This window comes from Inquilinus sp. 2KB_23, from assembly GCF_052115705.1.
Taxonomy (GTDB): domain Bacteria; phylum Pseudomonadota; class Alphaproteobacteria; order DSM-16000; family Inquilinaceae; genus Inquilinus; species Inquilinus ginsengisoli_A.
This window is the reverse complement of sequence record NZ_JBFRHF010000007.1, coordinates 194,138-219,272: the sequence shown is the minus strand read 5'-3', so window position 1 is coordinate 219,272 and position 25,135 is coordinate 194,138. Positions and strand designations below refer to the sequence as shown.

The window sequence follows — 25,135 nt, the reverse complement described above, 5'->3', positions numbered from 1 at the left end:
TCAATGCGGTGCCCGGCGGAGTTCCGGCGATGATCGCGAACCGGTCCGGGCCGAGGGAGGGGCATCCAATGCGTGCGACCCGTTTCGTCATCAGCCTGCTGGCCTTGCTCGCGCCCGGCAGCGCGCTGGCCATGACCACCTATGTCTACTGCATCAACGACCGGATCGAGGTCGACCCGCGCGACCCGCAGGAGATGCGCTCCGACCGCGGGGATTCGGAGATCTGCATCATCGGGCCGAGCTTCGATTTCGGGCCGGATGCCACGCGCTGGGTCGAGGCCAATCTCAAGGCCGGCGTCGGCGGGGCCTGCAGCTGCAAGTGATCCATTAGCCGGCCAGGAGACACGCCGCCTGTTGCCCGTCGCCGAGATCGACCGGCGGCGGATCCTCCTGCGCGCAGCGGTCGAAGGCCAGCGGGCAGCGGGTGCGGAAGCGGCAGCCGGACGGCGGGTGGCGCGGGCTGGGCGGGTCCCCCTCCAGCAGCATCCGCTCGGCCCCCGGCCGCGGGTGCAGCCGCGGCACGGCCGAGAGCAGCGCCTTGGTGTAGGGATGCCCCGGCCGGGTCCAGACCCGCGCGGTCGGCCCGGTCTCGACGATGCGGCCGAGATGCATCACCGCCACCCGGTCGGCGACATGGCGCACCACCGCCAGGTCGTGGCTGATGAAGAGATAGGCGAGGCCGAATTCGGCGCGCAGCTCGGCCAGCAGCTCGAGCACCTGGGCCCGGATCGAGACGTCGAGCGCCGAGACCGGCTCGTCGCACACCACCAGCTTCGGCCGCAGCGCCAGGGCCCGGGCGATGGCGACGCGCTGGCGCTGGCCGCCGGACAGCTCATGCGGGTAGCGGTCGGCGAAGCCGCCACCCAGACCCACCCGGTCCAGCAGCCAGGCGACCCGGTCGCGGCGCTCGGCCCTGGAAAGGCCGGAGACGCGCAGCGGGTCGTCGACCGCACGGCCGACCGTGTCGCGCGGGTTGAGCGAGGCGTAGGGGTCCTGGAACACCAGCTGGATCTGCGCCCGCAGCGGGCCGAGGGCGCGGCCCTGGCGGCGGGTGACGTCCTGGCCGTCGAAGCGGATGGCGCCGGCGTCGGGGTCGGCCAGCCGCGCCACCAGCCGGCCGAGGGTCGACTTGCCGCTGCCGGATTCGCCGACCAGCCCGACCACCTCGCCCGGCGCGATCGCCAGCGACACGCCGTCGACCGCCTGCACCGCATCCGGCGCCCGGCCGAAGCGCTTCACCACCCCGTCCAGCTGCAGCAGCGGCGCGGTCATGCGGCGGCCCCGCCATCCAGCGACAGCGTCGCCGCCAGCAGCTGCCTTGTGTAGCCGTGCTGCGGCGCGTCGAGCACCTGACGCGCCGGGCCGGTCTCGACCACCCGTCCCGCCTGCATCACCGCCACCCGGTCGGCCAGCTCGGCCACCACGCCGAGGTCGTGGGTGACCAGCAGCAGCGCCATGCCGCGCCGGTCGCGCAGACGGCGGAACAGGTCGAGGATCTGGGCCTGGACGGTGACATCGAGCGCCGTGGTCGGCTCGTCCGCGATCAGGATCGCGGGGTCGGCCGCCAGCGCCATGGCGATCATCGCCCGCTGCCGCATGCCGCCCGACAGCTCATGGGCATAGGCGCCGGCGCGCGACGCCGGATCGGCGATGCCGACCTCGGCCAGCAGCTCCACCACCCGGGCCAGCGCCGCCCGGCCGCGGCCGAGCCCATGCGCCTCCAGCACCTCGCGCACCTGCTCGCCGATGGTCAGCACCGGGTTCAGGCTGGTCATCGGCTCCTGGAACACCAGCCCGATGCGGCGGCCGCGGAGGACGCGCAGCGCCGGCTCCCCCAGCCCCACCAGCTCCTGCCCCGCCAGCCGGATCGAGCCGGCGACCCGGGCCGAGGCCGGCAGCAGGCCGGGCACCGCCAGCGCCAGGGTCGACTTGCCCGAGCCGGATTCGCCGACCACCGCCAGGGTCTCGCCGGGGTCGAGGTCGAGATCGACGCCGTCGACCGCGCGCACCGCCCCGCCCTCGCCGAAGAAGTCGACCGCCAGGCCGCGGATCGCGAGCATCGCCGGCTCGCCGCTCATCGCCGCCCCCGCCTCGGGTCGGCGGCCCGCCGCGGGTCGAGCGCCACGGTCAGCGCCTCGCCCAGCAGGCTGATCGACAGCACGGCCACGGCGATGGCGAGGCCGGGGATGGCGGAGAGAGTCCAGGCGGTGCGCAGCACGGCGCGGCCATCGGCGATCATGCTGCCCCAGCTGACCCGGTTGGGGTCGCTGAGGCCCAGGAAGGCCAGCGCCGATTCGATCAGGATCGCCGCCGCCGCGGTCACCGTCGCCAGCACCAGCACCGGCGCCAGCGCGTTGGGCAGCAGCTTGGCGAAGGCGATCTCGCCCCACCCCATGCCCATGCAGCGATAGGCGTCGACATAGTCGCGGCGCGACAGGGCCATGATCTCGGCCCGCACCACCCGGGCCGGGCCAGGCCAGGCGCCGACCCCGATGGCGACCACCACGCTGGCCAGCGACGGCCCCAGCACCAGGATCAGCGCCAGGGCCAGCACGAAGCTGGGCACGGTCTGGAACGCCTCGGTCAGCCGCATCAGCGCCTCGTCGGCCCAGCCGCCGAGGAAGCCGGCGACGGTGCCGACCAGGGTGCCGATGCCGATCGCCATCGCCGCCGCCGCCGCCCCGACGCTGAGCGAGACCCGGGCGCCGTGGAACAGCTGGGCCAGCACGTCGCGGCCCAGCCGGTCGGTGCCCAGCCAATGGGCGGGGTCCTGGAACGGCGGCAGCTGCGCCGGGCCGGTGATGGCCAGCGGGTCGCCCGGGAACACCCAGCCGGCGGACAGCGCCATCAGCACCACCAGCCCGACCCCGGCGAGGCCGAGCCAGCCGTTGCGGTCGCGCAGCAGGCGGCGGAGCACGCGCATCAGCGGCGCCTCAGGCGCGGATCGAGCCGGCTGTACAGCAGGTCCACCGCCAGGTTGACCAGGATCACCATCACCGCGCTGGCCAGGATGATGCCGAGCAGCAAGGTGAGGTCGCGCCGGGTCACCGCCTCATAGGCCAGCCGGCCGAGGCCGGGGATGGCGAAGACGCTCTCGATCACCACGCTGCCGCCCAGCGCCGAGCCGAAATGCACGCCGAACAGGGTGACCATCGGCAGCAGCGCGTTGCGCACCACATGGCGCCAGGTGATGCGGCGCGGCGACAGCCCCTTGGCCCGGGCGGTGCGGACATAGTCGCTGCCCGCCACCTCCAGCATGCCGGCGCGCATCAGGCGCAGGTAGATCGCGACATACATCAGCGCCAGCGCCACCGCCGGCAGCACCAGGTGCCGGGCGGTGTCGGCGACGGCGGCCCAGCCGGTGGCGAAGTCGGGCACCTCGGCCAGGCCGGCCAGCGGCAGCCAGCGCAGCTTGACCGCGAAGGCGACGATCAGCATCAGCCCGATCCAGAAGCCCGGCATGGCGTAGAGCAGCAGGCCGAAGCCGGTGATCAGCGTGTCGGCCCAGCGGCCGGCGCGCCCCTTTGCGCTTTGCCGGGCCGCGGCGACGCCGAGCAGCGTGCCGCAGGACAGCGCCAAGGCGAGGGCGGCGGCCATCAGCAGCGCGGTGTTGCCCGCCCGCTCCAGCACCAGGCCGAGCACCGGGCGGGAGAAGCCGACCGACCAGCCGAGGTCGAGCCGCACGACATGGGAGAGGTAGAGGCCGAGCTGCACCGGCCAGGGCTGGTCGAGCCCGTAATCGGCGCGCAGCTGCGCCACCAGGCCGGCGTCGCTGCCGCCCAGCTCGACCGCCAGCGCGTCGACCGCATCCCCCGGCGCGAGGTGCAGCAGGAGGAAGTCCAGGCAGATGACGATCAGCAGCACCGGCACCGCCTGGACCAGGCGCCGGACGAGGAGCGACTTCATGCGATGATGGCCCCGGCGATCCGCGACGCCGCCAGCTTACCCCGCGGAGTCCCCGACGCCACAGGCTTGTGCGCGGCCCCGCGCCCCCACCCCCCCATCGTCATTGCGAGCGCAGCGAAGCAATCCATCGGGCCGCTCGTGCGGGCCTATGGATTGCTTCGTCGGCTTTGCCTCCTCGCAATGACGAAGAAGGGTGCGGGCCGAGGCCACGCCCCCACCCCTCAACTGCTGTCCGGCTTCCGCGGCCGGGCCGGAGGCCGGCCGCCCGCAGGGCGGTCCGGCCGCGACGGCGGGCCGTCCCCGGCCCCGGGATCGCCGGCATCCTCGACGCCCTCGTCGGCCGGCTCGTCCAGCACCTCGGGCGCCTCTTCGTCTCCGCCGGCATCGTCCCACGCCCAGGGCAGCAGGGCCGGGTCGGGCGAGCGGCCGAGGCGGCGGCAGATGCGCTGCACGATCTCGTCGACCGGCAGGGTGTCGAGCTCGACATCGGGCGTCTCGGCCTCGGTCAGGCTCTCCCGCAGCTTCGCCTGCAGGCCCGCATCGGCGGACGGGCCGCCCCCGACCGCCGCGACCACGGCGCGGGCGACCTGCGCCCGCCGCCGCTGCCGGCGCTCGCGCAATTCCGCCGCGGCCTTTTCCGCCTCATCCTTGCGGGCGCGGTAGGCCTCGCGGATGCGCTCGGTCATGGCGATCGACAGGCGCACGGCGCGGGCGACACGCGCCTGCATCAGCGCGAAATCGGGCGGCGGCGGCGAAATCGGCGTCGCCATCTGCTGCATCTCGATCCGGTGGGCGGTGCGCATGCCGATATCGACCAGCTCGCGCAGCGTGCCCAGCGCCCACCCCGTCCACTCCCGGTCGGGATCGGCGGGCTGGGTCTCGGTGGCTTCGGAGTCGTATGGCGCCTTGTCCATGGAACATATCATGAACAAATGCATCAGCTAACGCAACTGCGATTATGGAGTGGCCGGCGAGTCGGATCGATGCCCGTGCGCTCATAGGCGATGATGACCGCAGTCGATCCGAAGGCGACCACCCCGATCCGGGCCCTGTAGATTTGCAACGCGATGAGGCATTGACAAAGAACGAATCCTCGGACGGTACTGGCACATCTGACGTCAAGAGACCTGATGCCGATACCGCCTTTCACAATCGACGGGGTGTTGCCGCCCTATGTCGGTCCGGATGGTCCTGGCGGGGCAGCCGAGGATATGTCGCCCTATGTGGCGACTGCGCTTGAAGTGGCATTGACATTTGCACTTACCGGCTCTCGGAAGTCCATCCTTCGGGGCTGGCTTCGACACAGAGATGCCCTCCGAGCAATTGGGTTCAACCGTGGATTTCAATGGCTCGATGGCAGCTTCGTCGAAAACAAAGACCCAAGGGACTTGGACGTGGTAAGCTTTCTTTATCGCCCAGAAGGTATTAGTACCCCTGCTCAGCTTGAAATGATCATGCACGCTAACCTGAATTTGTTTAGCCGTCCCCTGGTCAAGGCTGAATTCAGCCTTGACGCTTTCCTGATCGACCTCGACGGGTCGCCGGAAGCACTTGTAAACTCGACGCGGTACTTCCTGGGCCTTTTTTCCCACCGCCGTGGGGATGATCTCTGGAAGGGGATGCTGCAGGTAAGACTCGATGATGTCGCGGACGATCACGCCGCACTTACCGCGCTCGGCCCCGAGCCAGTTACCGCCGCGTCGACACAAGGAGCAAATCCATGAGCAGCCTTCGGAAGCTAGAGCGCGACTTCGCTCACGCCGATATCGCCGCCGTGACGAGCCTCCTCGCGCAACTCAGTGACGAAGATGTGATGACCCGTTTCGGTCTGGAATCGCGGCTTGAGGAGTTGCGGCGCACGGTGGCAGAACTTGACCAGACTCGGGATGAACCTACAGCGTCCGCTGCACTCTTCTTCGGCGGGCGACCAGTCATTGGAGCGCGCGGCATTGAGAGCGAATTTGGCGGCGCGGCAGTTAGCATGTTCCAGGATTTGGTTGCCAAGGTGCTAGCACATGAGGCGGGCAGCCTCGGCCAGCGTGGAATCGTGCCCAACAAAGGCGCATCGACACTGCACATCACCAACATCGTTCGGGGTTCGTTCGGTTTCCTCTTGGAGGAAGTTCAATCACAACAGCAGATTATCGAGACGCCGCTAAAGGCGGCAGTCGAGGAAACGACGCGCTTGCTCGACGCGTTCGGCGAGCCCGACGAAGAGCAATTCCAGACTGCTGTTGAGACGATCGATCAACGGGTGCTGGGGACCGCGCGAGAGTTCTTTGACCTGATGCGGCAGGGCGGCGCCACTCTACGACTCGTTGCCGGTGAGCGGGACAAAAGTTTCGGTCCCGACGCGGTCGCCCGCGCTGCGGAACGCGCAACTTCCACCACCGTCGAGGATTCCGAGGAGATAATCCCTGGCCAGCTTTCCGGCGTCCTCCCGGACGCGCACCAATTTGAATTCCGAACCGGGAGCGATCGAGGGACCATCCGGGGCAAGGTCGATCGCACTCTATCGGCAGACCAGCTCCTCCGCTTTAACCGCGACCTTGTGAACGTTGATGCGTCAGCGCGGACGCATGTGAAGCGAGTCCTCCGCAACGGTGCAATCGTGCGGGAGAGCTTCACTCTGCTGGCGTTAGAGTCAGTCGATCCAAGCTAATCGAACAGCTCCAAGTCGGTCGCATCATTCGATTACGGTGACGGCGCACTTTTGTGACTTTCTCATCTTCGCCAGAGCTACATCAAATTCATGCACTGTCACCGTATTTCTGCGAACGCGACAATATTTCGGCATAGCTGGTATTAAACGCGTGAGAGCTCCCAATCTGGGAGCCCTCACGCGGCGCTTAGTAAAAGATTGTTCAATCAATATTTTCGTCGAGGGAACTCTAAAACATTTCCGCTCTCTAGATCGACAGCTTTCAGGCTGCGATCCCGCTTCAATACCGCAAGTTCGACTATGCTGGACTCATTAAGGTAGCCTTCGGGCAAACCCGCTATTTGCTCGATTTCTCGCTGAGGCAAACCGAGCGCGGATTTCATTGCGGACCGACTGAGCACATTTCCATCCAGAATTGCTTCCACGCCACGGCGCAGCATTCTCGGCCGCTCCACCGGCATTTCTGACGGATCGTCGAAGGGTTCGCGCAGTGGCCCGCGCCAACGCCTTCGGGTCATATTCTGATAGAGAACAGTCTTCTCGTAGTCATCAATTAGATCCAAATCGCGCGCACGAAAGATCATGGCAGCGATCGAAATACCCCATCTCTTCTTAAGCGCGCTAAAATAGTCCAAAGATGGCATTCCAACCTCGGCCAGGAAGGAATTTCTAGGAAAAAGCAATGCTCCAGCAAATCGATGCGCTTGCTGCTCAATCAACTTATGGAGAGCGGCGTCCCTAGCTTGCTGAGGCGTGACTCTACGATGCAATAGGATGTGCCCAAGCTCATGGCAAGCATCGAAGCGCGCTCGGCAAGCGCTCACATTGTAAATGTTAATTCCGACAAAGCTTCTCTTCAGTCGACTTGAAAAGAAGCAAAAGCCATCCTGTTTATCAGACTCGATTGTCAAATTGACAACAGGAATGCCAGAATTCTCCAGTGCAAGCGCGATGTCGGGTATCGGCTGATTGCGAAAGCCCCAATATCTGCGGACTTCTTCCGCAACTCTTTCGATCACTTCAGGAGTGATTAAGCGAAAATCTTCCGGAACCTCAATGTCAGGAAGGTCCATTTTGGGAAAATCAACATCGCCCTCCAAGAATGCAAAAAGCTCGCAAAGCCACTTCATCCTCTGCTCGGTCATTTCACGCGCGCTCTTCGTCTCCGAAGAGCGGCTGCGCCAAAAAACCAAGTCCAAAGCCTCCGGCCACTCGGCGTTCAGGAAGAACTCAGGAGGGAAATTGAGCTTGTGGGCAAGCGCCGACAGTTTCTCTCTTTGAGGCTTGTCGATCCCGTCCTCGTACCGCGTGATCGCAGTGCCAGAGATACCAATCATGTCAGCAAGCGACTTTTTGGTCAAACCACGAGCCAGTCGGGCCTCCTTGAGCCGCTCGCCGCTGAATGTCTGTACGCCGACAGTCATTCGCCCGTTCCTCTTTTCCGGCTCTTCCTCTTAAGTGTGACGTTCACCTTATCGACCTGACGCTGTGAAGCCGTTCCGTCAGGGCGACTGCGCTGCCCACCATGAGTGTCGCGGCCAGCACCGAAGTGCGCGATCTGCATCAGGTCAACACGTACTTCCCAATGCGCGTAGGCAGCATCCGGGATACCTAACATCAACCCACCGAGAGCCTTGTGCTCGCGCTCAAATCTCGGGCCCACAACTCCATGCAAAAGAACGGCCAAAACGGACCCAGACCAGTCATGAATCCTAAGCGGCTGATCGCCTAGATCGAGCTCAAGCTGCCTAATTAAGCCATAGTAATCCGAAAGTTCGCATTTATAGTCGGAATTTCTCGGACTATCCAAAATATCAATCATCGGCTCCTGTATGATTACGAGGCGCCCCATCTTAACCAAGATCTTATTCTGGCCGTTACAGTCCAGACGTCGGAAATTATACGGGACACCGTGCTTGGCGCAGGCGTACGTCAGAGCCTTGAGCGCGGCCATCGCGCGCCGCCGTCCGAACTCCTCGTTCCGAACGTCATCGGATAAACCAGGATGCTCCGCCAGCTCTTCGTAGAGGCGGCAGTACTCCCATGGCATCGCGATGGCCAGGGTTTCAACGAATTCCGGATCGAGATCGTGCGTCACGATCTCCCGCAAGCGATCGCCCAGAAACACTGCGCCACCTCTGCCGTGCTGCCCTCCAAGCATGATGTCGAAAATGATCGAAAAAGTAAAGTGTGTTGGCATTCGCACCGCATATCCGAAGGATTGTCTGGCTGATAAAGGGGCTCTTGACGCTAGACCGCACCTCCGCTCCTGGTCCGGCGCCCCCCTACCCCTCCAACCAAGTATCCGCCCACGAAGACGTCGCCCATCGCGGATTGGTCGCCACATTGTGCAGCTTGCGGCTGGCCACGGTGATGAAGGTGAACTCCGCCGCCACGATCAGCGGCAGCTGGTCGGCCGCGCGGCCCTGGAACTGCCGGTACAGCGCGATCCGCTTCGCCGGGTCCAGCTCCACCGCCGCCTTGTCGATCAGCGCGTTCATCTCCGCGTCGTCATAGCCGTACTGGTTGGCGAAGGGCACCCCGGCCGGCAGCCCGCCGCGGTACAGGATGGTGGTCGAGATCGCCGGGTCGTTGCGGTAGACCGGCGAGCCGATCGCCAAGTCGAAATCATGGTCGGTGTACACCGCCTTGATGTGCGCCGCGTCGTCATGGCCCACCAGCGTGGCGTCGATGCCCACCGCCTGCAGCGCCTGGCGCAGATAGTCGCCCATCTGGCGGGTCTGCTCGAACCACGGCGCCGGCAGCAGGCGGATGGCGAAGCGGGCGCCGCCGCCCTGGCGGGGATAGCCGGCCTCGTCCAGCAGCGCCTCGGCCTGCTTCGGGTCGAAGGCATAGGTCGCGACATCGGCGGTGTAGAACGGCACCCCGGTCTTCGGCACCGGCCCGGTCGACGCCGCCGCGAAGCCGCGGAAGATGGTGTCGACGACATAGCCCTGGTCGATGGCATGGGCGATGGCGCGGCGGACGCGCACATCCGCCAGCTCCTTGCGGCGGTGGTTGACCTCGACCGTCAGCTGGTAGGTGATGCCCTCATAGCCCTTGCGCACCACCGCCAGGTCCGGCAGCGCCTTCAGCCGCTCCAGCTCCTCCAGCGGCACGGCGGAGAAGGCGGAGAGCTGGATCTCCCCCGCCTCATGCGCCGCGGCGATGGCGCCGCGGTCCGGCAGCACCCGGTAGACGATGCGGTCGAGATAGGGCTCGTTCTCGCCCCAGTAATGGGGGTTCCGCTCCAGCAGGTAGTATTCGCCCGGCTTGTGCTCCTTGTACAGGAACGGGCCGGTGCCGATCAGCTGCTCGTTGTGCGGGTTCTTGTCGATATCGGTGCCGTCGAACAGATGCTTGGGCAGCACCGCGGTCACCGCCGGCAGCGCGTTCTCGATCAGCTGCAGCGGGGTCGGCTGTTTGAAGCGGAAGATGGCGGTGCGGTCGTCCGGCGTGTCGACCGAATCGAGGTCCTTGAACAGCACGCGGCCGAGATTCTGCTTCTTGCTCCAGACCTCGGTGGCGGACCAGGCGACGTCGGCCGCGGTGAAGGGCTTGCCGTCGTGCCAGGTGACGCCGTCGCGCAGGGTGAAGGTGATGGAGCGGCCGTCGGGGCTGCCGGTCCAGCCGGTGGCCAGCAGCGGGGTCAGCTTTCCGTCATAGGCCATCTCGGCCAGCGGCTCGACCACCTTGCTGGCGACGTAGAACACGCCATTGGAGGCGACGATCGCCGGGTTGAGGTTGCGCGGCTCGGTGTCGGCCGCGACGGTCAGGGTGCCGCCCTTCACCGGGTCCGCCGCCCGGCCGGGGACCGGGCGCAGCACCGCCAGCGCCGCGGCGGCGCTGACGCCGGACAGGAGGGCACGACGGGACAGCGGGAACCGGGCGGACATGGCGACACCTCGTCAACGGATGCCGCAGTCTATCGGAGTGGCGGCGGCGGGCAAGGTGGCCAGGCCACCCCCCAAGAGGGCCTGAAGAGGCCGCGCGAGCGTTGCGCCGGTCGCCGCCCCCGTGGCAATACTCGGTGCAGAGGGCCGGCGGTCGAGGCGGCGCGCGCTTCCCGCCCGGGGCCCGGGTGCAGCAGGGATGACGATCATGGCCCATGACGAGATGGCGGCGCAGATCCACGGGAAGGCCGGCTTCATCGCCGCGCTGGACCAGAGCGGCGGGTCCACCCCGGGCGCCCTGCGCCTCTACGGCATCCCCGATACCGCCTACAGCGGCGACGCCGAGATGTTCCGGCTGATGCACGAGATGCGGGTGCGGATCATGACCGCCCCGGCCTTCACCGGCGACAAGGTGATCGCCGCCATCCTGTTCGAGGCCACCATGGACGGCCAGGCCGGGGGCAAGGCGGTGCCGGACTTCCTGTGGCAGGACCGCGGCGTGGTGCCGTTCCTCAAGGTCGACAAGGGGCTGCAGCCCGAGGCCGACGGCGTCAGCCTGCTGAAGCCGATCCCGGGGCTCGACGCGCTCTTGGACCGCGCGAAGAAACTCGGCGTCTACGGCACCAAGGCGCGCTCGGTCGCCAACCTGCCGTCGCCGGCCGGCATCGCAGCCCTGGTGGCGCAGCAGTTCGAGCTGGGGGCGCAGATCGCCGCCCACGGACTGATGCCGATCCTCGAGCCCGAGGTGCTGATCAAGAGCCCGGACAAGAAGGGTGCGGAGACCATCCTGCGGGCGGAGATCCTGAAGCAGCTCGACGCGCTGCCGGCGGGCCGGCAGGTGATGCTGAAGCTGACCATCCCGGAGGAGCCGGATTTCTACGCGCCCCTGATCACCCATGACCGGGTGCTGCGGGTGGTGGCGCTGTCGGGCGGCTACACCCGCGCCGACGCCTGCCGCCGGCTGGTCGCCAACCACGGCATGATCGCCAGCTTCTCCCGCGCCCTGATCGGCGACCTGCGCCAGTCGATGACCGAGGCCGAGTTCAACGCCGCCCTGGCCGAGGCGATCGGCGAGATCTACCAGGCCTCGACCAAGAAGGTGTGAGGCTGCGTCGCCTCTCCAATGCCCGATCGTCATTCCCGCGAAAGCGGGAATCTCTTGCCGGCATGGCCGTGACGAGATCCCCGCTTCCGCGGGGATGACGCGAACAGGAGCGGCGGAAGAGGCGATGCCAAGGCGATTCGAAGCAGACCAGAACAATTCGTGACCAACGGGCATCGTCGGGGCTGGTTCCGGCGCCGCGGGTCCCTATAGTGCGCGCATGATCGCGCCCCCCGCCTTGTCCCTGATGCTGCCGGATGCCGAGCCGTTGGTGCTGGCGCCCGAGGGCGGCGTGCTGCTGACCGCCGACGGCGAGCTGGCCGTCCTGACCCCGGCGGAGCTGCGCCGCCGGGTCGACGGGCCGCCGCTGCTGCTGTGCCACGCCCGCGCCATCGGCCGGCGCTGCGGCATGGACGTGCTGGGCGCCTTCGACCTCTTGGAGCTGTTCGCCTTCGCCCGGCCCGGCCGCTTCTGCCGCCCGACGCCGCGCGGCCTGGCCGAGGCGCTGGGCCTGGCGGTGCCGACGACGCTGGAAGACCAGGCCATCGCCCTGCCCCGCATCGCCGAGACGCTGCTGCGCGGCCTCGGCGTGCCCACGCCGGACGAGCGCAGCGACCCGGCCGGGCTGGCCACCCGGATGGGCGAGGCCGGCTGGAGCTGGGCGCCCTATGTCCTGGCCGCGCTGGGGATGCGCGTGGCGGTCGACGACCACCGCAAGCGCGGCGCCTACCAGGTCTGGGCCCATCTGCCGGAATGGGAGGCCGAGCCGCCGAACCCGCCGCCGTCGCAGCACGGGGTCGACCCGCGCGAGGCCCGCGCCCGGTTGGCGCAGATGCTGGGCGAGGGCGCCGAGGCGCGGCCGCAGCAGGGCGACTACGCCAGCGCGGTCAGCGCCGCCTTCGCCCCGCGCCCGGCGCCGGACGATCCCACCGTGGTGCTGGCCCAGGCCGGCACCGGCACCGGCAAGACGCTCGGCTACCTCGCCCCCGCCACGGTCTGGGCCCAGAAGAACGGCGCCCCGGTCTGGGTCTCGACCTACACCCGCAACCTGCAGCACCAGATCGACGGCGAGATGGACCGGCTGTTCCCGGACCCCATCCTCAAGGCCCGCCAGGTGGTGCTGCGCAAGGGGCGCGAGAACTACCTCTGCCTGCTCAACTACGAGGATGCGGTGCGCGGCCTGTCGCTGAACCCGCGCGACGCGGTGCCGCTGGGGCTGATGGCGCGCTGGGCGGCGGCGACCCGCGACGGCGACCTGACCGGCGGCGATTTCCCGGGCTGGCTGGCCGACATCATCGGCCGGCCCAACAGCCTGGGCCTGGCCGACCGCCGCGGCGAATGCATCCATTCCGGCTGCGCCCACTACACCCGCTGCTTCATCGAGCGCGGCATCCGCCGGGCGCGCAAGGCGCAGATCGTGATCGCCAACCACGCGCTGGTGATGATCCAGGCGGCGCTGGGCGGCGCCGACGACCGCGACGCGCCCAGCCGCTATGTCTTCGACGAAGGCCACCACCTGTTCGAGGCGGCCGATTCGGCCTTCGCCGGCCACCTCACCGGGCTGGAGGCCACCGACCTGCGCCGCTGGCTGGTGGGGCATGAGGAGGGCGGGCGCCGCGCCAGCCGCGGCCGCGGCCTGCGCCGCCGGGTCGAGGACCTGCTGCCGGGCGAGGAGTCGCTGGTCACGCTGGACGACATCGAGCGCGCCGCCCGCGCCCTGCCCGGCCCGGGCTGGGGCCGGCGCATCCATGACGAATCGCCGCGCGGCCCGGCCGAGCAGTTCCTGGCCCTGGCCCGCGCCCAGGTCTATGCCCGCACCCAGGGCGCCGACGGGCCCTACAGCCTGGAATGCGACACCGCCGAGCCGGTCGAGGGGCTGGTCGACGCCGCCCTGGCGCTGGACGTCGCCCTGGCCGAGCTGCAGGCGCCGCTGCAGGCGCTGGCGAAGGCCTTCCGCGACCGGCTGGACGACGAGGCCGGGTCGCTCGACCCCAACCAGCGCCAGCGGCTCGACGCCTCCGCCCGGTCGCTGGAGCGGCGGGCGAAGATGGAGATCGGCGGCTGGCGCGGCATGCTGACATCCCTGAGCGAGCCGACGCCGCCCTGGCTGGTCGACTGGTTCGGGATCGAGCGGATCGAGGGCCGCGAGGTCGATTTCGGCTTCTACCGCCACCATGTCGACCCCACCCGGCCCTTCGTCGATGCGCTGGTGCGGCAGGCGCATGGCGTGGTCGTCACCTCCGCCACCCTGACCGACGGCGTCGGCGACCAGCCGGACGACTGGCGCGCGGCGGAGGACCGCACCGGCGCCGGCCACCTCGCCCGGCCGGCGATCCGCGCCCAGGTGCCCTCGCCCTTCGACTACCCCGCCCTGACCCGCGTGCTGATCGTGCGCGACGTTCGCAAGGACGATTTGGAACAGGTCGGCGCCGCCTATCGCGAGCTGTTCCTGGCGGCGGGCGGCGGCGCACTGGGGCTGTTCACCGCCGTCACCCGGCTGCGCGCGGTGCACCACGCCCTGGCCCCGGCGCTGCAGGCGGCGGGCCTGCCGCTCTACGCCCAGCACCTCGACGGCATGGATGTCGGCACGCTGGTCGACATCTTCCGCGGCGAGACCGACGCCTGCCTGCTGGGCACCGATGCGGTGCGCGACGGCGTCGACGTGCCCGGCCGCGCCCTGCGGCTGATGGTGTTCGACCGGGTGCCCTGGCCGCGGCCCGACATCCTGTCCCGTGCCCGCGGCGTGCATTTCGGCAAGCAGCGCTGGAGCGACATGCAGACCCGGTTCCGGCTGAAGCAGGCCTTCGGCCGTCTGGTGCGCCGGGCCGACGACCGCGGCGTCTTCGTGCTCTTGGACCCGATGATGCCGACCCGCCTGTGCAGCGCCTTCCCGCCCGGCGTCGAAGTCCAGCGCATCGGCCTGGCCGAGGCGGTGGCGATCACCCGGGAGTTCCTGGCGGTTGCACCAGTGGCCAGCATCTCTCATCTCGACGGGAGCCGCGGATGAACTGGCAATTGCAGGATGCCAAGAATCGATTCATCGAGGTTGTGGAGAAAGCGCTGACGGAAGGCCCGCAACATATCACCCGGTGTGGCCGACCCGCCGTGGTCGTGATCGCCGAGGCCGAGTACCAGAAGCTGCGCAAGCCAAGCCTGACCTTCGTCGACCACCTGTTGGCGATGCCCAAGGTCGATATCGAGTTTGAACGAATGAATCCGCCGCCCCGCGTCGCTGACCTGTGAAACCAAGGCTCATACGGTTGCCGATTGGTTTCAGCCCGGGATGATGACTCGCTGAATGAGCGAGGTGTCATTCGACTGCTTCACGAAATGAACATCACTGAACACCAGATTGATCAGGAAGCGATCTGTCTCGATCAGGAAGGGATGCATCGGGCGATGCAGGCGACGGGACCACTCTTCTGCTTCTTCGGACGTAGTCGGCAGGGAGATTCCCGGATAGGCGAGAGACCATTCGGTACCCCAGATATAGCCATCGGGCTCTCCCGCCGAGCGCCAGACTTCATAGTTCAAAAATTCGTCCGACCATGATTGAAGCCATACCGCATCTCTCACGCGTGTTTCGTAACGGAAATGAACCACGTGAGTAAGAGTGAGTTCGTGCGAACCCAATCCATCTTGGATCAAGAAGACGTAGTCTCTGCCGTGCGGAGCAAAGCCGTGCCGCAACACAGCGAAGTCCAATGCGGAGAGCGTAGCTCGCAAAAGACTGGCGACCGGGTTCTCCACAACCAACCTCCATGCTGATGTTGTTTCATAGCATGCGAAGGACGATGCCATCATTGCCGCAACGGCTGCGGCCCTCGACCTAATATAGCTCCACCACCTGCTCCACCGCCTGCCCCAGCAGCGCCAGGTCCTGCGGCCGGGACAGGCGGTGGTCGCCGTCCTTGACCAGGGTCAGGCGCACATCGGCGCCGGCCAGCGCCTCGGTCAGGCGCAGGCTCTGGCGCCAGGGCACGTCGGGGTCGGCCAGGCCGTGCAGCAGCCGCGTCGGACCGGCGAAGGCCACCGGGCCGCGCAGCAGCAGGTGGGACCGCGCCTCCTGGATCAGCCGCCAGGTGATGCGGTAGGGGCCGTCACCATAGGCCGAGGGCCGGTCAATGAAGCCGTCGCGGCGCATCCGCGCCAGCCCCATCTCGCCCAGCGCCGGCAGCATCAGATCCTCGGTGAAGTCGGGCGCCGCGGCGATGCCGACCAGCCCCGCGATGCGGTCCGGCCGGGCGACCGCCGCACAGGTCGCCACCCAGGCGCCCATCGACGACCCGACCAGGATCTGCGGCCCCGCCGTCAACGTGTCGACCGCCGCCAGCGCGTCGGCGATCCAGTCGCCCAGCACCAGGTCCGGGAACACGCCGCCGGAGATGCCGTGGCCGCGGTAGTCGAAGCGCAGGAAGGCCAGGCCGCGGTCGGCCGCGAAGCCGTCGAGGAAGGTCGCCTTCTCGCCCGCCATGGCCGAGCGGAAGCCGCCGCAGAACACCAGCCCGGGCCGGCCGTCCCCGGCACCCGCGCGGCGGCGCCAGGCGACCGGCGTGCCGTCGGCCGCCGCGATGGTTCCGCTCTCTTCGCTCATGCCGTGGCCAGCAGCTCGCGGTACAGCGCGACATAGTCGACCGCCGCGCGCTCCCAGCTGAAATCCTGGGCCATGGCGCGGCGCTGCAGCTGGCGCCAAAGCCCCTGGTCGCGCCACAGGCCGCAGACCCAGCTGAGCGTGCCGGCCAGGGCCACGGCGGTCGGGTCGTCGAAGCTGAAGCCGGTGGCGCGGTCCTCGAGGATGGCGTCGTGGGTGGCGTTGACCACGGTGTCGGCCAGCCCGCCGGTGCGGCGCACCAGCGGCAGCGTGCCGTAGCGCAGGGCGTAGATCTGGGTCAGGCCGCAGGGTTCGGTGCGCGACGGCACCAGCAGCACGTCGGCCCCGGCCTGCAGCAGGTGCGACAACCCCTCGTCATAGCCGATGCGGACGGCGACGTGGCCGGGATGCGCCGCGGCGGCGACCTGGAACCCGGCCTCGAGCTCGGCGTCGCCGGAGCCGAGCAGCACCAGCCGCCCGCCGGCCGCAACCAGCGCCGGCAGGGCGTCGAGCAGCAGGTCGCAGCCCTTCTGCCCGGTCAGCCGGCTGACCATGGCGAACAGCGGCGCGCCGTCATCCGCAGGCAGGCCGAATTCGGCCAGCAGCGCCGCCTTCGACGCGGCCTTGCCGTCGAGGTCGTCCGGCCCGTAGGGCTGCGGCAGGTGCAGGTCGCGCCGCGGGTCCCAGATGGCGTAGTCGGCGCCGTTGACGATGCCGACCAGATCCGCGGCGCGGCTGGCGAGCAAGCCCGCCAGGGCATAGCCGTACTCTGCCGTCTGGATCTCGCGCGCATAGGTGCGGCTGACCGTGGTGATGCGGTCGGCGTAGTAGAGGCCGGCCTTGAGGAAACCGACGCCGCCGAAATACTCCAGCCCCTGGATCGACAGGCTCTCCGGCGGCAGGCCGAGCTCCGCCGCCGCCGTCGCCGGAAACCAGCCGGGAAAGCCGATGTTGTGGATGGTGGTGACGGTGCGCGGCCGCCGGATGTCCGACTGGGCGGCGCCGGCCCAGAACGAAAGATAGGCCGGGGCGAGTCCGGCCTGCCAATCATGGCCGTGCACGATGTCGGGCCGCCAGCGCGGGTCGGCGCCGAGGCCGAGCCGGGCGGCCGCCCAGCCCAGCGCGGCGAAGCGGCGGTGATTGTCCGGCCAGTCCAGCCGGTCGGGGCCGAGATAGGGGTTGCCCGGCCGGGCGAACAGGCCGGGGCAGTCGAGCAGGTAGGTCGGCACGGCGATGCCGTCGACCCGGGCCAGCAGCAGCCGCGCCGGCCCGCCGCCGAACAGGTCGGCATCCTGCAGCACCGTCTCGGCGCCCTGTGCCGCATCCAGCATCGCCGGATAGGCCGGCACCAGCGGCCGCGCCGCGACCCCGGCCACCGCCAGCGCCGGCGGCAGCGCCGCGGCCACATCGGCGAGGCCGCCGGTCTTGACCAGCGGATAGATCTCCGACACCGCGTGCAGGACCTTCATGGGGGTCAGGCTCTCGCTTCAGGAAGGAGTGTCATCCCCGCGGAGGCGGGGCCTCCGCAGGATATCCGGCCCCGATCGTCATTGCGAGGAGGCGAAGCCGACGAAGCAATCCATGGGGCCAGTGCGAACGGCACGATGAATTGCTTCGCTGCGCTCGCAATGACGACTTTGGCGATTCCGAAAGAGCCCTGCCGTCCGCCACAGGAGCGGTTCAGGCTCCGCCCCCTCACTCCAGCGCGTCGATCATCGGCTGGGTGATCAGGACGACGCCGGTCTCGCTGCGGTGGAAGCGGCGGGCATCGGCCTCGGGGTCCTCGCCCACCACCAGCCCTTCCGGGATGCGGACGCCGTGGTCGATCACCACCCGGGTCAGCCGGGCGTGGCGGCCGATGTCGCATTCCGGCAGCACCACCGCCTCGTGCAGCTTGGCGAAGGAGTTGACCCGCACCTTCGAGAACAGCACCGACTGGCGGACGGTCGAGCCGGAGACGACGCAGCCGCCGGAGACGGTGCTGTTCACCGCCTTGCCGACCCGGGCCCCGTCCTCGAACACGAACTTCGCCGGCGGCAGCTGCTCCTGATAGGTGTGGATCGGCCAGTCCCGGTCGTAGAGGTCGAGCGCCGGGGTTACCGTGGTCAGGTCCATGTTGGCGGCCCAGTAGGCGTCGATGGTGCCGACGTCGCGCCAATAGGGTTCGGCGTAGCTGGGGTTCGGGATCGCGCTTTCCGAGAAGCGGTGCGCCCGGACATGGGCCGAATCGACCAGGAAGGGCACGATGTTCTTGCCGAAGTCGTGCTCCGAGGCCGGGTCGGCGGCGTCGCGGCGCAGCTGTTCGGCCAGGAAGCGCATGCTGAAGACATAGATGCCCATGCTGGCCAGGGCGATGTCCGGCCGGCCCGGCATCGGCGGCGGATCGGCCGGCTTCTCCAGGAAGCTGGTGACCCGCCACTGGTCGTTGACATGCATCACGCCGAAGGCCGTCGCCTCCATGCGCGGAACCTCGACGCAGCCGACCGTCACATCCGCGCCGGTGCGGACGTGGTCTTCGATCATCGCGGCGTAGTCCATCTTGTAGACATGGTCGCCGGCCAGGATCAGCACATGGTCCGGCCCCTCGGCCTCGAAGATGTCGAGGTTCTGCCAGACCGCATCGGCGGTGCCGCGGTACCACATTGCCTCGTCCACCCGCTGCTGCGCCGGCAGCAGGTCGACGAACTCATGCATCTCGGCGCGGAGATAGCCCCAGCCGCGCTGCAGGTGGCGCAGCAGGCTGTGCGACTTGTACTGGGTCAGCACGTAGATGCGGCGGATGCCGGAATTGATGCAGTTCGACAGGGCGAAGTCGATGATCCGGAACTTGCCGCCGAAATAGACCGCGGGCTTGGCCCTTCGGTCGGTCAGCTGCTTCAGCCGGCTGCCCCGCCCCCCGGCCAGGACCAGGGCGATGGTGCGCTTCGGAAGCTGGCGGATCGGACCTTCGTCGCGCATCTGGGACCTCCCGGTTCCACACTATTTCCCGGAGAGTAACATCAGGATTTGCGATCCCGCACCGTCCCGTCGCGTCAAACTTCGCTAATTATCGTGCAAGTTTTGGGGAGTGCCGTCAGCCGGGCGGGAACTGGGGCGCATAGATCGCCAGCAGCAGCGACAGGGTCAGCACCGAGACCACGGTGTTGACCAGGATCACCGCCGAGGTGCGCTCGACATAGACGCCGTAGCGCTGGGCGACGACGAAGGTCAGCGCCCCGGTCGGCAGGGCGGCGAGGATCACGGCGCTGGCGGTCCAGAACGGGTCCATCGGGAACACGGTCGCGGCCAGGCCCCAGGTGATCAGCGGCTGCCACAGCAGCTTGAGCACGGTGATCCAGCCGACCTCGCCCAGCCCGGTGCGCAGCGCCTGCCCGGCCATGAACAGGCCGATGGCGAACAGCGCGCAGGGGCTGGCGGCGCCGCCCAGCAGGGACAGCATGGTGACCGCCGGGGCCGGCACCGACAGCCCCGCCCAGGACCAGCCGACGCCGAGCACCGGCGCCACCACCAGCGGGTTCTTCAACAGCGCCACCAGCACGTCGCGCAGCGCGCGCAGGATGCCGCGGCCGCTGCTGCCGGTGAGTTCGAGCGAGACCACGGCGATGCCGACGCAGACCACGCTCATGATCACGGTGGCCAGCGAGGCCGGCGGCAGGCCGCGGGTCGGGCCGAAGGCGGCGACGAACAGCGGGATGCCCATGTAGCCGGTGTTGGAGAAGCCGGCATTCATGCCCTGCATCGTGGCCTCGCCGGCATCGGCGCGGTGCAGCAGGGCGCCGAGCACCGAGCCGATCAGCCAGACCGCCAGGACGCCGCCGAGGAAGGCGCCGACGAAGTTGAGGTTCAGGATGTGCTGCACCGGCGTCCGCGCCATCGCCAGGAACAGCAGCGCCGGCAGCGCGATCCAGTAGACGAAGGCGTTCAGCGCCGCGGACTGGCTGCGGCCGAGCAGCCGGATGCGCCCGACGAAGAAGCCGAGGAAGATGATGCCGAAGACCGGCAACGCGACATCGATGACCGCCTGCATGGCCCCGTCATGCCATGCCCGTCCCGGGCGGGGAAGCGCGGTTGTCGTCGCGCCCTCCGAAGGCGATCCGAAGGCAGGCCCGGGGCGGGTCGCCTTGACGTTCCACGGTGATCCACGGCATATCCGGGACGCGTCCTTGCCCTCGACTCGCCGCGCTTCCCGGAGACTGCCATGACGACCGACGCCCACGGCGCCCTGATCTACACCATGGTGCTCGCCTCCGTGGCCGACACGAACATGACCGACGCGGAGCTCGAGACCCTGTCGGAGATGGTCCGCTTCCTGCCGGTGTTCCGGGATTTCGACGTCGCCCGCATGCCGGACCTGACCCGCGACTGCATCGACCTGCTGCAGGAGGATGACGGCATCGACCGCGCCCTCGACATCATCTCCGAGGTCCTGCCGGAGCATCTGCACGAGACCGCCTACGCCATCGCCTGCGACGTGGTGGCGGCCGACGGCAGCGCCAGCCAGCCGGAGCTGCGGCTGCTGGAGCTGATGCGCGACCGCTTCGGGGTCGACCGGCTGGTGGCCTCGGCGATCGAGCGCAGCTCCGGCGCCCGGCACCGCACCTTGTAACCACGACGCCGGGCGTAACCACGACACCCGGGGTAACCACGACGCCCGGCGGCCGCCGCAAGCCGACCGAGGCCACACAGCACAGGGGGACGCATGTTCGGGACCATGGTCGCTCGTTCCCAGGTTGGCGGAGTTCGGGCCGGCCGCGCCGGGATCTGGCCCGCCGCAATCCTGCTGGCCGCCATCGCCGGCCCGGCCGGGGCGCAGACCGCGGCGCCTGCCACGCCGGAAACGCCCGCCGCCCCTGAGGCTCCGGCCGCGACCATCACGGTGGGGGGCCTGACCCTGACGGCGTGCCAGCCCGATTTCGGCGGCTTCTGCGGCCAGATCAGCCGGCCGCTCGACCCCGCCGGCAAGCTGCCGGGCAGCCTGACCATCGGCTTCGAGTTCTACCCGCACCGCGACGCCATCCAGCCGGCCGAGGGCCTGATCCTGACCCAGGAGGGCGGGCCCGGCTATTCCTCGACCGGCACGCGCGAGGGCTATCTGCGCCTGTTCGACGGGCTGCGCGACCGGCGCGACGTGCTGATCGTCGACAAGCGCGGCACCGGCCTGTCGGACCCGATCAACTGCGAGGCGCTGCAGCAGGCGGCGGAGTTCGTGCCGGCGGCGCTGGTCGCCTGCGCCAAGCAGCTGGGCCCGGCCGCCTGGATGTACGGCACCGCCCTGGCGGCCGACGACGTCGCCGCGGTGCTGGACGCGCTGCGGGTCGAGAAGGTCGACTATTACGGCGACAGCTACGGCACCTGGTTCGGCCAGGTCTTCGCCCAGCGCCACCCCGACCGGCTGCGCACCATCGTGCTGGACAGCGCCTATCCGACCATCGGCCTGTCGCCCTGGTACGAGACCGAATGGGCCACCGCCCGCGACGGCTTCGAACTGGTGTGCCAGCGCTCGCCGAGCTGCCGCGACCTCGGCGGCCGCTCGCTCGACCGCATCGAGCGGCTGGTGGCCGCCCTGCGCGACAAGCCGGGCAAGGCCGAGGCGAAGGACGGCGACGGCACCGCTATGACCATCACGGTCGACGCGCCGCGCCTGTTCATGGCGATGAACGGCGCCGGCGGCAGCCCGACCTTCTACCGCGAGCTGGACGCCGCGGCGCGGGCCTATCTCGACGGCCAGGACCCGGCGCCGCTGCACCGGCTGCTGGCCGAGGCCACGGCCTGGAGCACGCCCGGCACCGACCCCACCGCCTTCTCCACCGGCCTCTACGTCGCGGTGGTGTGCAGCGACTATCCCCGGCTGTACGCCCCCGGCGTGTCGCGGGCCGAGCGGCAGCGCCAGCTGCTGCGAGCCACGGAACGGCAGACGGCGGACGACGCCGCGATCTACGCCCCCTTCACCATCGCCGAGGTCAACACCTCGCCGCACAAATGGGAGCGGCGGGACCTGTGCCTGGACTGGCCGGCGCCGCCCAAGGGCATGACCGCCGCCAGCGCGGTCGACCCCAAGGTCCATTTCCCGTCGGTGCCGACCCTGGTGCTGTCCGGCGACCTCGACAGCACCACCTCGCCGATCGAGGGGCTGGAGACGGCGCGGCTGTTCCCGAACGCGACCTATGTGCCGGTGCGCAACCTGACCCACATCACCGCCATCACCGACCAGGCGATCTTCGTGCCGCCGATGGGGGGCGACGCCACCGGCTGCGTCGCGGCGATCGTGCTGAACTTCGTGCGCAGCGGCAGCGAGGCCGGCGACACCTCCTGCACCCAGCGGATCCGGCCGATCCGCACGGTGCCGGCCTTCGCGCTCAAGGCGGCGCAGGTGGCGCCGGCCAGGGCGACCGACGGCAATGCCGGCACCGAGGCCGACCTGCGGCTGGCCTCGGCGGCGGCGGAGACCGCCGGCGACGTGCTGGCGCGCTATTTCGTCAATGGCGGCGGCAGCGGCGCCGGGCTGCGCGGCGGCAGCTTCAGCTTCGAGGCCTTCGACGCCGGCTTCGCCTTCACCCTCGACCATGTGCGCTGGGCCGAGGACCTGGCCGTGTCCGGCACCATCCGCTGGAACCAGGCGACCGGCGCGGTGACCGCCGACCTGACCCTGGACGGCGCCACCACCGGCACGGTGACCCTGGCCTGGAACGACCGCGAAACCGACGCCATGGCCCAGATCACCGGCCAGATCGGGGATCGGAAGCTGGCGGCGGAGCGACTGGCACCCTGATGGGGTGGAGCTACCTCCCCCTTCCTGTCATTGCCCGGCTTGCCCTCGGATCAAGTCCAAGGGGGGCAATCCAGGGGCCACAGGCACCGCTCTCGATGGCCCCTGGATCCTCGGGTCAAGCCCCGAGGATGACAGAGTGGGGTGGATCGGGACGCCTGCCCTGACGCCTTCCGCCTGCCCTCAGAAGTACTTGGCCAGGTTCTTGCGGATGCGCTCCAGCACCGGTGTGCCGGTGTCCGGCAGCTCGAAGCGCTGGCCGGTGATGGTCTCGAAGGCGCGGACATAGACCTGGGCGGTGGCCTGGATGATTTCGGCCGGGATCTCCGGGATCGGGTCCTTGTAGGGGTCGCAGCGCGCCGCCACCCAGCTGCGCACGAAATCCTTGTCGAAGCTCTCCGGCCGCTCGCCGCGGGCGAAACGGTCGTCGTAGCTGTCCTGCAGCCAGTAGCGGCTGCTGTCCGGGGTGTGGATCTCGTCGGCCAGGACGATGCGGCCGTCTGCATCCGTGCCGAACTCGTATTTGGTGTCGACCAGGACCAGCCCATGCTGTTTGGCGATCTCCTGCCCGCGGGCGAACAGGGCGAAGGCGTAGCCGCTGAGCTGCTGCCACTGATCCGCGGTCAGCAGGCCCTGGCTGACGATCTGGTCCGGCGTCAGCGGCTCGTCATGGCCGCCGTCGAAGGCCTTGCTGGTCGGGGTGATGATCGGCTGCGGCAGCCGCTGGTTGTCGCGCAGCCCGTCGGGCAGGCGGATGCCGTACATCTCGCGCTGGCCGGCCTTGTACAGGGTCAGGACCGAGGTGCCGGTGGTGCCGGCGAGATAGTCGCGCACCACGATCTCGACCGGCAGGATGTCCAGCCGGCGGCCGATGACCACATTGGGGTCGGGGTACTCGATGACGTGGTTCGGGCAGATGTCGCGCGTCGCCTCGAACCAGAAGCGGGCGGTCTGGGTCAGCACCTGTCCCTTCAGCGGGATGGCCGCCAGGATGCGGTCGAAGGCGCTGATCCGGTCGGTGGCGATGATGATCCGGCGCCCGTCCGGCAGGTCGTAATTGTCCCGGACCTTGCCGCGATAATGGGCCGGCAGCTCCGGGATCGTCGCGTCGTCCAGCGTCGGGTAGGGGCGATCGCCCAGGGCCGTGAAATCCATCGTCCGCGTCCTTCGAGCCTGCCGGGGCGGTCCGGCTGCGGCGATCTTTAGCGCGGTATGGCCGGCTTGTCAGGCCGCAACGCCGCGCGCCGCCGGCATGGCCGACAGCCGGGTTCCGCACCGCCGGGAAATGGATCATCCTGGGTCGGTGCCGGCGACAGCGGCGCCGCGGGTGCATCTGTCGGAGGAAGCGCATGGGAACCCCCTACAGGCGGCTGCTGCTGAAGCTGAGCGGCGGCGCCATCGCCGGCGAGGACGGCTCGATCTTCGGCGCCGCCGCGATCGACCACATCGTGGCGGAGATCCTGTCGGTGCGCAGCCTCGGCATCGAGGTCGCCATCGTCATCGGCGGCGGCAACGTGTTCCGCGGCCGGGTGTCCGAGGATTGGAACATCGAGCGGGCGGAGGCCGACAACATCGGCATGCTGTGCACCGTGATCAATGCGGTGATGCTGCGCGCCGCGCTGACCGCCCGCGCCGGACAGGAGGTGCGGGTGATGAGCGCGGTGCCGATCCCGTCGATGGCCGAACCCTACATCCGGCTGCGGGCCGACCGGCACCTGGGCAAGGGCGCCATCGTCATCCTGGCCGGCGGCAACGGCCAGCCCTACGTCACCACCGACTACCCCGCGGTGCAGCGCGCCATCGAGCTGCGCTGCGACGCCGTGCTGGCGGCGAAGGACGGGGTCGACGGGGTGTTCACCGCCGATCCGCGCCTCGACCCCGCCGCCCGGAAATACGCCTCGCTGGCCTTCGCCGATGTGGTCAGGCGCGACCTCCGGGTGATGGACCAGGCGGCGATCCTGCTGGCGCGCGACCACGGCCTGCCGCTGCACATCTTCAACTTCACCCTGCCCGGCGCGATGCGGCGGATCTGCGAGGGCGAGAAGGTCGGCACGCTGGTGGCGCCCTCGGCCCGGACGGTGCTGGCGGAGTCCTGATCCCGACCGCCGGGCGACAAGCCGGGTGCTGTCAAGATCCCGTGTCTTGAGGGGTTGCCCGGCCGCCGCCCGATCCCGATTCTGATCGCAGGCCTTGCCGTGGCCAGCGGTCGGAGAAT

At 69.0% G+C, this 25,135-nt stretch carries 23 protein-coding genes; 9 read left to right on the top strand and 14 right to left on the bottom strand.

Annotated features, from left to right (window positions below):
• Positions 1-68 precede the first annotated feature (68 nt).
• Positions 69-323: a hypothetical protein gene (locus AB4112_RS11635; protein ID WP_309797872.1), complete on the top strand. Its 255-nt coding sequence runs from the start codon at positions 69-71 to the stop codon at positions 321-323.
• A 4-nt stretch (positions 324-327) separates the two neighbouring features.
• Here the strand turns inward: AB4112_RS11635 and AB4112_RS11630 are convergent, their stop codons facing one another.
• From AB4112_RS11630 to AB4112_RS11610, 5 genes are all read right to left on the bottom strand, one after another.
• The gene (locus AB4112_RS11630; RefSeq protein ID WP_441719705.1) at positions 328-1,272 is read right to left on the bottom strand and encodes an ABC transporter ATP-binding protein; all 945 of its coding nucleotides are present in this window, start codon (positions 1,270-1,272) and stop codon (positions 328-330) included.
• Positions 1,269-2,078 carry an ABC transporter ATP-binding protein gene (locus AB4112_RS11625; protein WP_441719702.1) on the bottom strand — a complete coding sequence of 270 codons (810 nt, stop codon included), beginning with the start codon at positions 2,076-2,078 and terminating at the stop codon, positions 1,269-1,271. The genes AB4112_RS11630 and AB4112_RS11625 overlap by 4 nt, the downstream gene beginning before the upstream one ends.
• Positions 2,075-2,923, bottom strand: coding sequence for an ABC transporter permease (locus tag AB4112_RS11620; RefSeq protein ID WP_441719699.1), 849 nt, complete (start codon positions 2,921-2,923; stop codon positions 2,075-2,077). The genes AB4112_RS11625 and AB4112_RS11620 overlap by 4 nt, the downstream gene beginning before the upstream one ends.
• Entirely contained in the window at positions 2,923-3,906 is a 984-nt protein-coding gene (locus tag AB4112_RS11615) for an ABC transporter permease (protein WP_441719696.1), read from the bottom strand. Before AB4112_RS11615 ends, AB4112_RS11620 begins: the two co-directional genes overlap by 1 nt.
• 221 nt (positions 3,907-4,127) lie before the next feature.
• Complete coding sequence (locus tag AB4112_RS11610) at positions 4,128-4,820, bottom strand: hypothetical protein (protein WP_441719693.1); 693 nt, start codon at positions 4,818-4,820, stop codon at positions 4,128-4,130.
• A 216-nt stretch (positions 4,821-5,036) separates the two neighbouring features.
• Between AB4112_RS11610 and AB4112_RS11605 the strand changes: the two genes are divergently transcribed.
• Both AB4112_RS11605 and AB4112_RS11600 read left to right on the top strand, forming a co-directional pair.
• Positions 5,037-5,630, top strand: coding sequence for a DUF6932 family protein (locus AB4112_RS11605; protein WP_441719691.1), 594 nt, complete (start codon positions 5,037-5,039; stop codon positions 5,628-5,630).
• Positions 5,627-6,568, top strand: a complete 942-nt coding sequence (locus tag AB4112_RS11600) for a hypothetical protein (RefSeq protein WP_441719688.1) — start codon at positions 5,627-5,629, stop codon at positions 6,566-6,568. Before AB4112_RS11605 ends, AB4112_RS11600 begins: the two co-directional genes overlap by 4 nt.
• 206 nt (positions 6,569-6,774) lie before the next feature.
• Here AB4112_RS11600 and AB4112_RS11595 read toward each other — a convergent pair whose 3' ends face one another.
• From AB4112_RS11595 to AB4112_RS11585, 3 genes are all read right to left on the bottom strand, one after another.
• Positions 6,775-7,992 (bottom strand): helix-turn-helix domain-containing protein, encoded by a 1,218-nt coding sequence (locus AB4112_RS11595; RefSeq protein WP_441719685.1) that lies wholly within the window; start codon positions 7,990-7,992, stop codon positions 6,775-6,777.
• Complete coding sequence (locus tag AB4112_RS11590; protein WP_441719682.1) at positions 7,989-8,768, bottom strand: hypothetical protein; 780 nt, start codon at positions 8,766-8,768, stop codon at positions 7,989-7,991. The genes AB4112_RS11595 and AB4112_RS11590 overlap by 4 nt, the downstream gene beginning before the upstream one ends.
• Positions 8,769-8,853: 85 nt before the next feature.
• Positions 8,854-10,464 (bottom strand): ABC transporter substrate-binding protein, encoded by a 1,611-nt coding sequence (locus AB4112_RS11585; protein ID WP_441719679.1) that lies wholly within the window; start codon positions 10,462-10,464, stop codon positions 8,854-8,856.
• Between the two features lie 205 nt (positions 10,465-10,669).
• On the opposite strand from AB4112_RS11585, the gene AB4112_RS11580 reads away from it, so the two are divergent.
• The 3 genes from AB4112_RS11580 to AB4112_RS11570 all read left to right on the top strand — a co-directional run bounded on the left by AB4112_RS11580 (position 10,670) and on the right by AB4112_RS11570 (position 14,806).
• A complete protein-coding gene (locus AB4112_RS11580) occupies positions 10,670-11,566 on the top strand; it encodes a fructose bisphosphate aldolase (RefSeq protein ID WP_441719676.1) in 897 nt (298 codons plus the stop codon).
• A 217-nt stretch (positions 11,567-11,783) separates the two neighbouring features.
• Complete coding sequence (locus tag AB4112_RS11575; RefSeq protein WP_441719673.1) at positions 11,784-14,570, top strand: ATP-dependent DNA helicase; 2,787 nt, start codon at positions 11,784-11,786, stop codon at positions 14,568-14,570.
• A complete protein-coding gene (locus AB4112_RS11570) occupies positions 14,567-14,806 on the top strand; it encodes a type II toxin-antitoxin system Phd/YefM family antitoxin (RefSeq protein ID WP_441719670.1) in 240 nt (79 codons plus the stop codon). The genes AB4112_RS11575 and AB4112_RS11570 overlap by 4 nt, the downstream gene beginning before the upstream one ends.
• Positions 14,807-14,836: 30 nt before the next feature.
• Here AB4112_RS11570 and AB4112_RS11565 read toward each other — a convergent pair whose 3' ends face one another.
• From AB4112_RS11565 to AB4112_RS11545, 5 genes are all read right to left on the bottom strand, one after another.
• Complete coding sequence (locus AB4112_RS11565) at positions 14,837-15,313, bottom strand: YxiG-like protein (protein WP_441719667.1); 477 nt, start codon at positions 15,311-15,313, stop codon at positions 14,837-14,839.
• 79 nt (positions 15,314-15,392) lie between these two features.
• Positions 15,393-16,157, bottom strand: coding sequence for an alpha/beta hydrolase family protein (locus AB4112_RS11560; protein WP_441719664.1), 765 nt, complete (start codon positions 16,155-16,157; stop codon positions 15,393-15,395).
• Positions 16,154-17,623, bottom strand: a complete 1,470-nt coding sequence (glgA, locus tag AB4112_RS11555; RefSeq protein WP_441719661.1) for a glycogen synthase GlgA — start codon at positions 17,621-17,623, stop codon at positions 16,154-16,156. The genes AB4112_RS11560 and glgA overlap by 4 nt, the downstream gene beginning before the upstream one ends.
• Before the next feature lie 226 nt (positions 17,624-17,849).
• Positions 17,850-19,112 (bottom strand): glucose-1-phosphate adenylyltransferase, encoded by a 1,263-nt coding sequence (gene glgC / locus AB4112_RS11550; RefSeq protein WP_441719658.1) that lies wholly within the window; start codon positions 19,110-19,112, stop codon positions 17,850-17,852.
• A 115-nt stretch (positions 19,113-19,227) separates the two neighbouring features.
• Positions 19,228-20,181: an AEC family transporter gene (locus AB4112_RS11545; RefSeq protein WP_441719656.1), complete on the bottom strand. Its 954-nt coding sequence runs from the start codon at positions 20,179-20,181 to the stop codon at positions 19,228-19,230.
• 171 nt (positions 20,182-20,352) lie between these two features.
• Between AB4112_RS11545 and AB4112_RS11540 the strand changes: the two genes are divergently transcribed.
• Together AB4112_RS11540 and AB4112_RS11535 are read left to right on the top strand one after the other, a co-directional pair.
• Positions 20,353-20,760, top strand: a complete 408-nt coding sequence (locus AB4112_RS11540) for a tellurite resistance TerB family protein (protein ID WP_309797911.1) — start codon at positions 20,353-20,355, stop codon at positions 20,758-20,760.
• A 105-nt stretch (positions 20,761-20,865) separates the two neighbouring features.
• Positions 20,866-22,923, top strand: a complete 2,058-nt coding sequence (locus tag AB4112_RS11535; RefSeq protein ID WP_441719652.1) for an alpha/beta fold hydrolase — start codon at positions 20,866-20,868, stop codon at positions 22,921-22,923.
• A 180-nt stretch (positions 22,924-23,103) separates the two neighbouring features.
• On the opposite strand, the gene AB4112_RS11530 is transcribed toward AB4112_RS11535, so the two are convergent.
• On the bottom strand, positions 23,104-24,075 hold the full coding sequence (locus tag AB4112_RS11530; RefSeq protein WP_309798268.1) for a phosphoribosylaminoimidazolesuccinocarboxamide synthase: 972 nt from the start codon (positions 24,073-24,075) through the stop codon (positions 23,104-23,106).
• Positions 24,076-24,269: 194 nt separating this feature from the next.
• On the opposite strand from AB4112_RS11530, the gene pyrH reads away from it, so the two are divergent.
• Positions 24,270-25,016, top strand: coding sequence for a UMP kinase (pyrH, locus tag AB4112_RS11525; RefSeq protein ID WP_441719649.1), 747 nt, complete (start codon positions 24,270-24,272; stop codon positions 25,014-25,016).
• Positions 25,017-25,135: the final 119 nt, after the last annotated feature.

What these genes read in the sequence shown, in the direction of transcription:
- AB4112_RS11610 (WP_441719693.1), bottom strand. Translation starts at nt 4,820, where the DNA reads ATGGACAAGGCGCCATACGACTCCGAAGCCACCGAGACCCAGCCCGCC.
- AB4112_RS11575 (WP_441719673.1), top strand. Translation starts at nt 11,784, where the DNA reads ATGATCGCGCCCCCCGCCTTGTCCCTGATGCTGCCGGATGCCGAGCCG.
- AB4112_RS11620 (WP_441719699.1), bottom strand. Translation starts at nt 2,923, where the DNA reads ATGCGCGTGCTCCGCCGCCTGCTGCGCGACCGCAACGGCTGGCTCGGC.
- AB4112_RS11635 (WP_309797872.1), top strand. Translation starts at nt 69, where the DNA reads ATGCGTGCGACCCGTTTCGTCATCAGCCTGCTGGCCTTGCTCGCGCCC.
- glgA (WP_441719661.1), bottom strand. Translation starts at nt 17,623, where the DNA reads ATGAAGGTCCTGCACGCGGTGTCGGAGATCTATCCGCTGGTCAAGACC.
- AB4112_RS11600 (WP_441719688.1), top strand. Translation starts at nt 5,627, where the DNA reads ATGAGCAGCCTTCGGAAGCTAGAGCGCGACTTCGCTCACGCCGATATC.
- AB4112_RS11595 (WP_441719685.1), bottom strand. Translation starts at nt 7,992, where the DNA reads ATGACTGTCGGCGTACAGACATTCAGCGGCGAGCGGCTCAAGGAGGCC.
- AB4112_RS11630 (WP_441719705.1), bottom strand. Translation starts at nt 1,272, where the DNA reads ATGACCGCGCCGCTGCTGCAGCTGGACGGGGTGGTGAAGCGCTTCGGC.
- pyrH (WP_441719649.1), top strand. Translation starts at nt 24,270, where the DNA reads ATGGGAACCCCCTACAGGCGGCTGCTGCTGAAGCTGAGCGGCGGCGCC.
- AB4112_RS11535 (WP_441719652.1), top strand. Translation starts at nt 20,866, where the DNA reads ATGGTCGCTCGTTCCCAGGTTGGCGGAGTTCGGGCCGGCCGCGCCGGG.
- AB4112_RS11615 (WP_441719696.1), bottom strand. Translation starts at nt 3,906, where the DNA reads ATGAAGTCGCTCCTCGTCCGGCGCCTGGTCCAGGCGGTGCCGGTGCTG.
- AB4112_RS11540 (WP_309797911.1), top strand. Translation starts at nt 20,353, where the DNA reads ATGACGACCGACGCCCACGGCGCCCTGATCTACACCATGGTGCTCGCC.
- AB4112_RS11590 (WP_441719682.1), bottom strand. Translation starts at nt 8,768, where the DNA reads ATGCCAACACACTTTACTTTTTCGATCATTTTCGACATCATGCTTGGA.
- AB4112_RS11570 (WP_441719670.1), top strand. Translation starts at nt 14,567, where the DNA reads ATGAACTGGCAATTGCAGGATGCCAAGAATCGATTCATCGAGGTTGTG.
- glgC (WP_441719658.1), bottom strand. Translation starts at nt 19,112, where the DNA reads ATGCGCGACGAAGGTCCGATCCGCCAGCTTCCGAAGCGCACCATCGCC.
- AB4112_RS11605 (WP_441719691.1), top strand. Translation starts at nt 5,037, where the DNA reads ATGCCGATACCGCCTTTCACAATCGACGGGGTGTTGCCGCCCTATGTC.
- AB4112_RS11530 (WP_309798268.1), bottom strand. Translation starts at nt 24,075, where the DNA reads ATGGATTTCACGGCCCTGGGCGATCGCCCCTACCCGACGCTGGACGAC.
- AB4112_RS11585 (WP_441719679.1), bottom strand. Translation starts at nt 10,464, where the DNA reads ATGTCCGCCCGGTTCCCGCTGTCCCGTCGTGCCCTCCTGTCCGGCGTC.
- AB4112_RS11545 (WP_441719656.1), bottom strand. Translation starts at nt 20,181, where the DNA reads ATGCAGGCGGTCATCGATGTCGCGTTGCCGGTCTTCGGCATCATCTTC.
- AB4112_RS11580 (WP_441719676.1), top strand. Translation starts at nt 10,670, where the DNA reads ATGGCCCATGACGAGATGGCGGCGCAGATCCACGGGAAGGCCGGCTTC.
- AB4112_RS11560 (WP_441719664.1), bottom strand. Translation starts at nt 16,157, where the DNA reads ATGAGCGAAGAGAGCGGAACCATCGCGGCGGCCGACGGCACGCCGGTC.
- AB4112_RS11625 (WP_441719702.1), bottom strand. Translation starts at nt 2,078, where the DNA reads ATGAGCGGCGAGCCGGCGATGCTCGCGATCCGCGGCCTGGCGGTCGAC.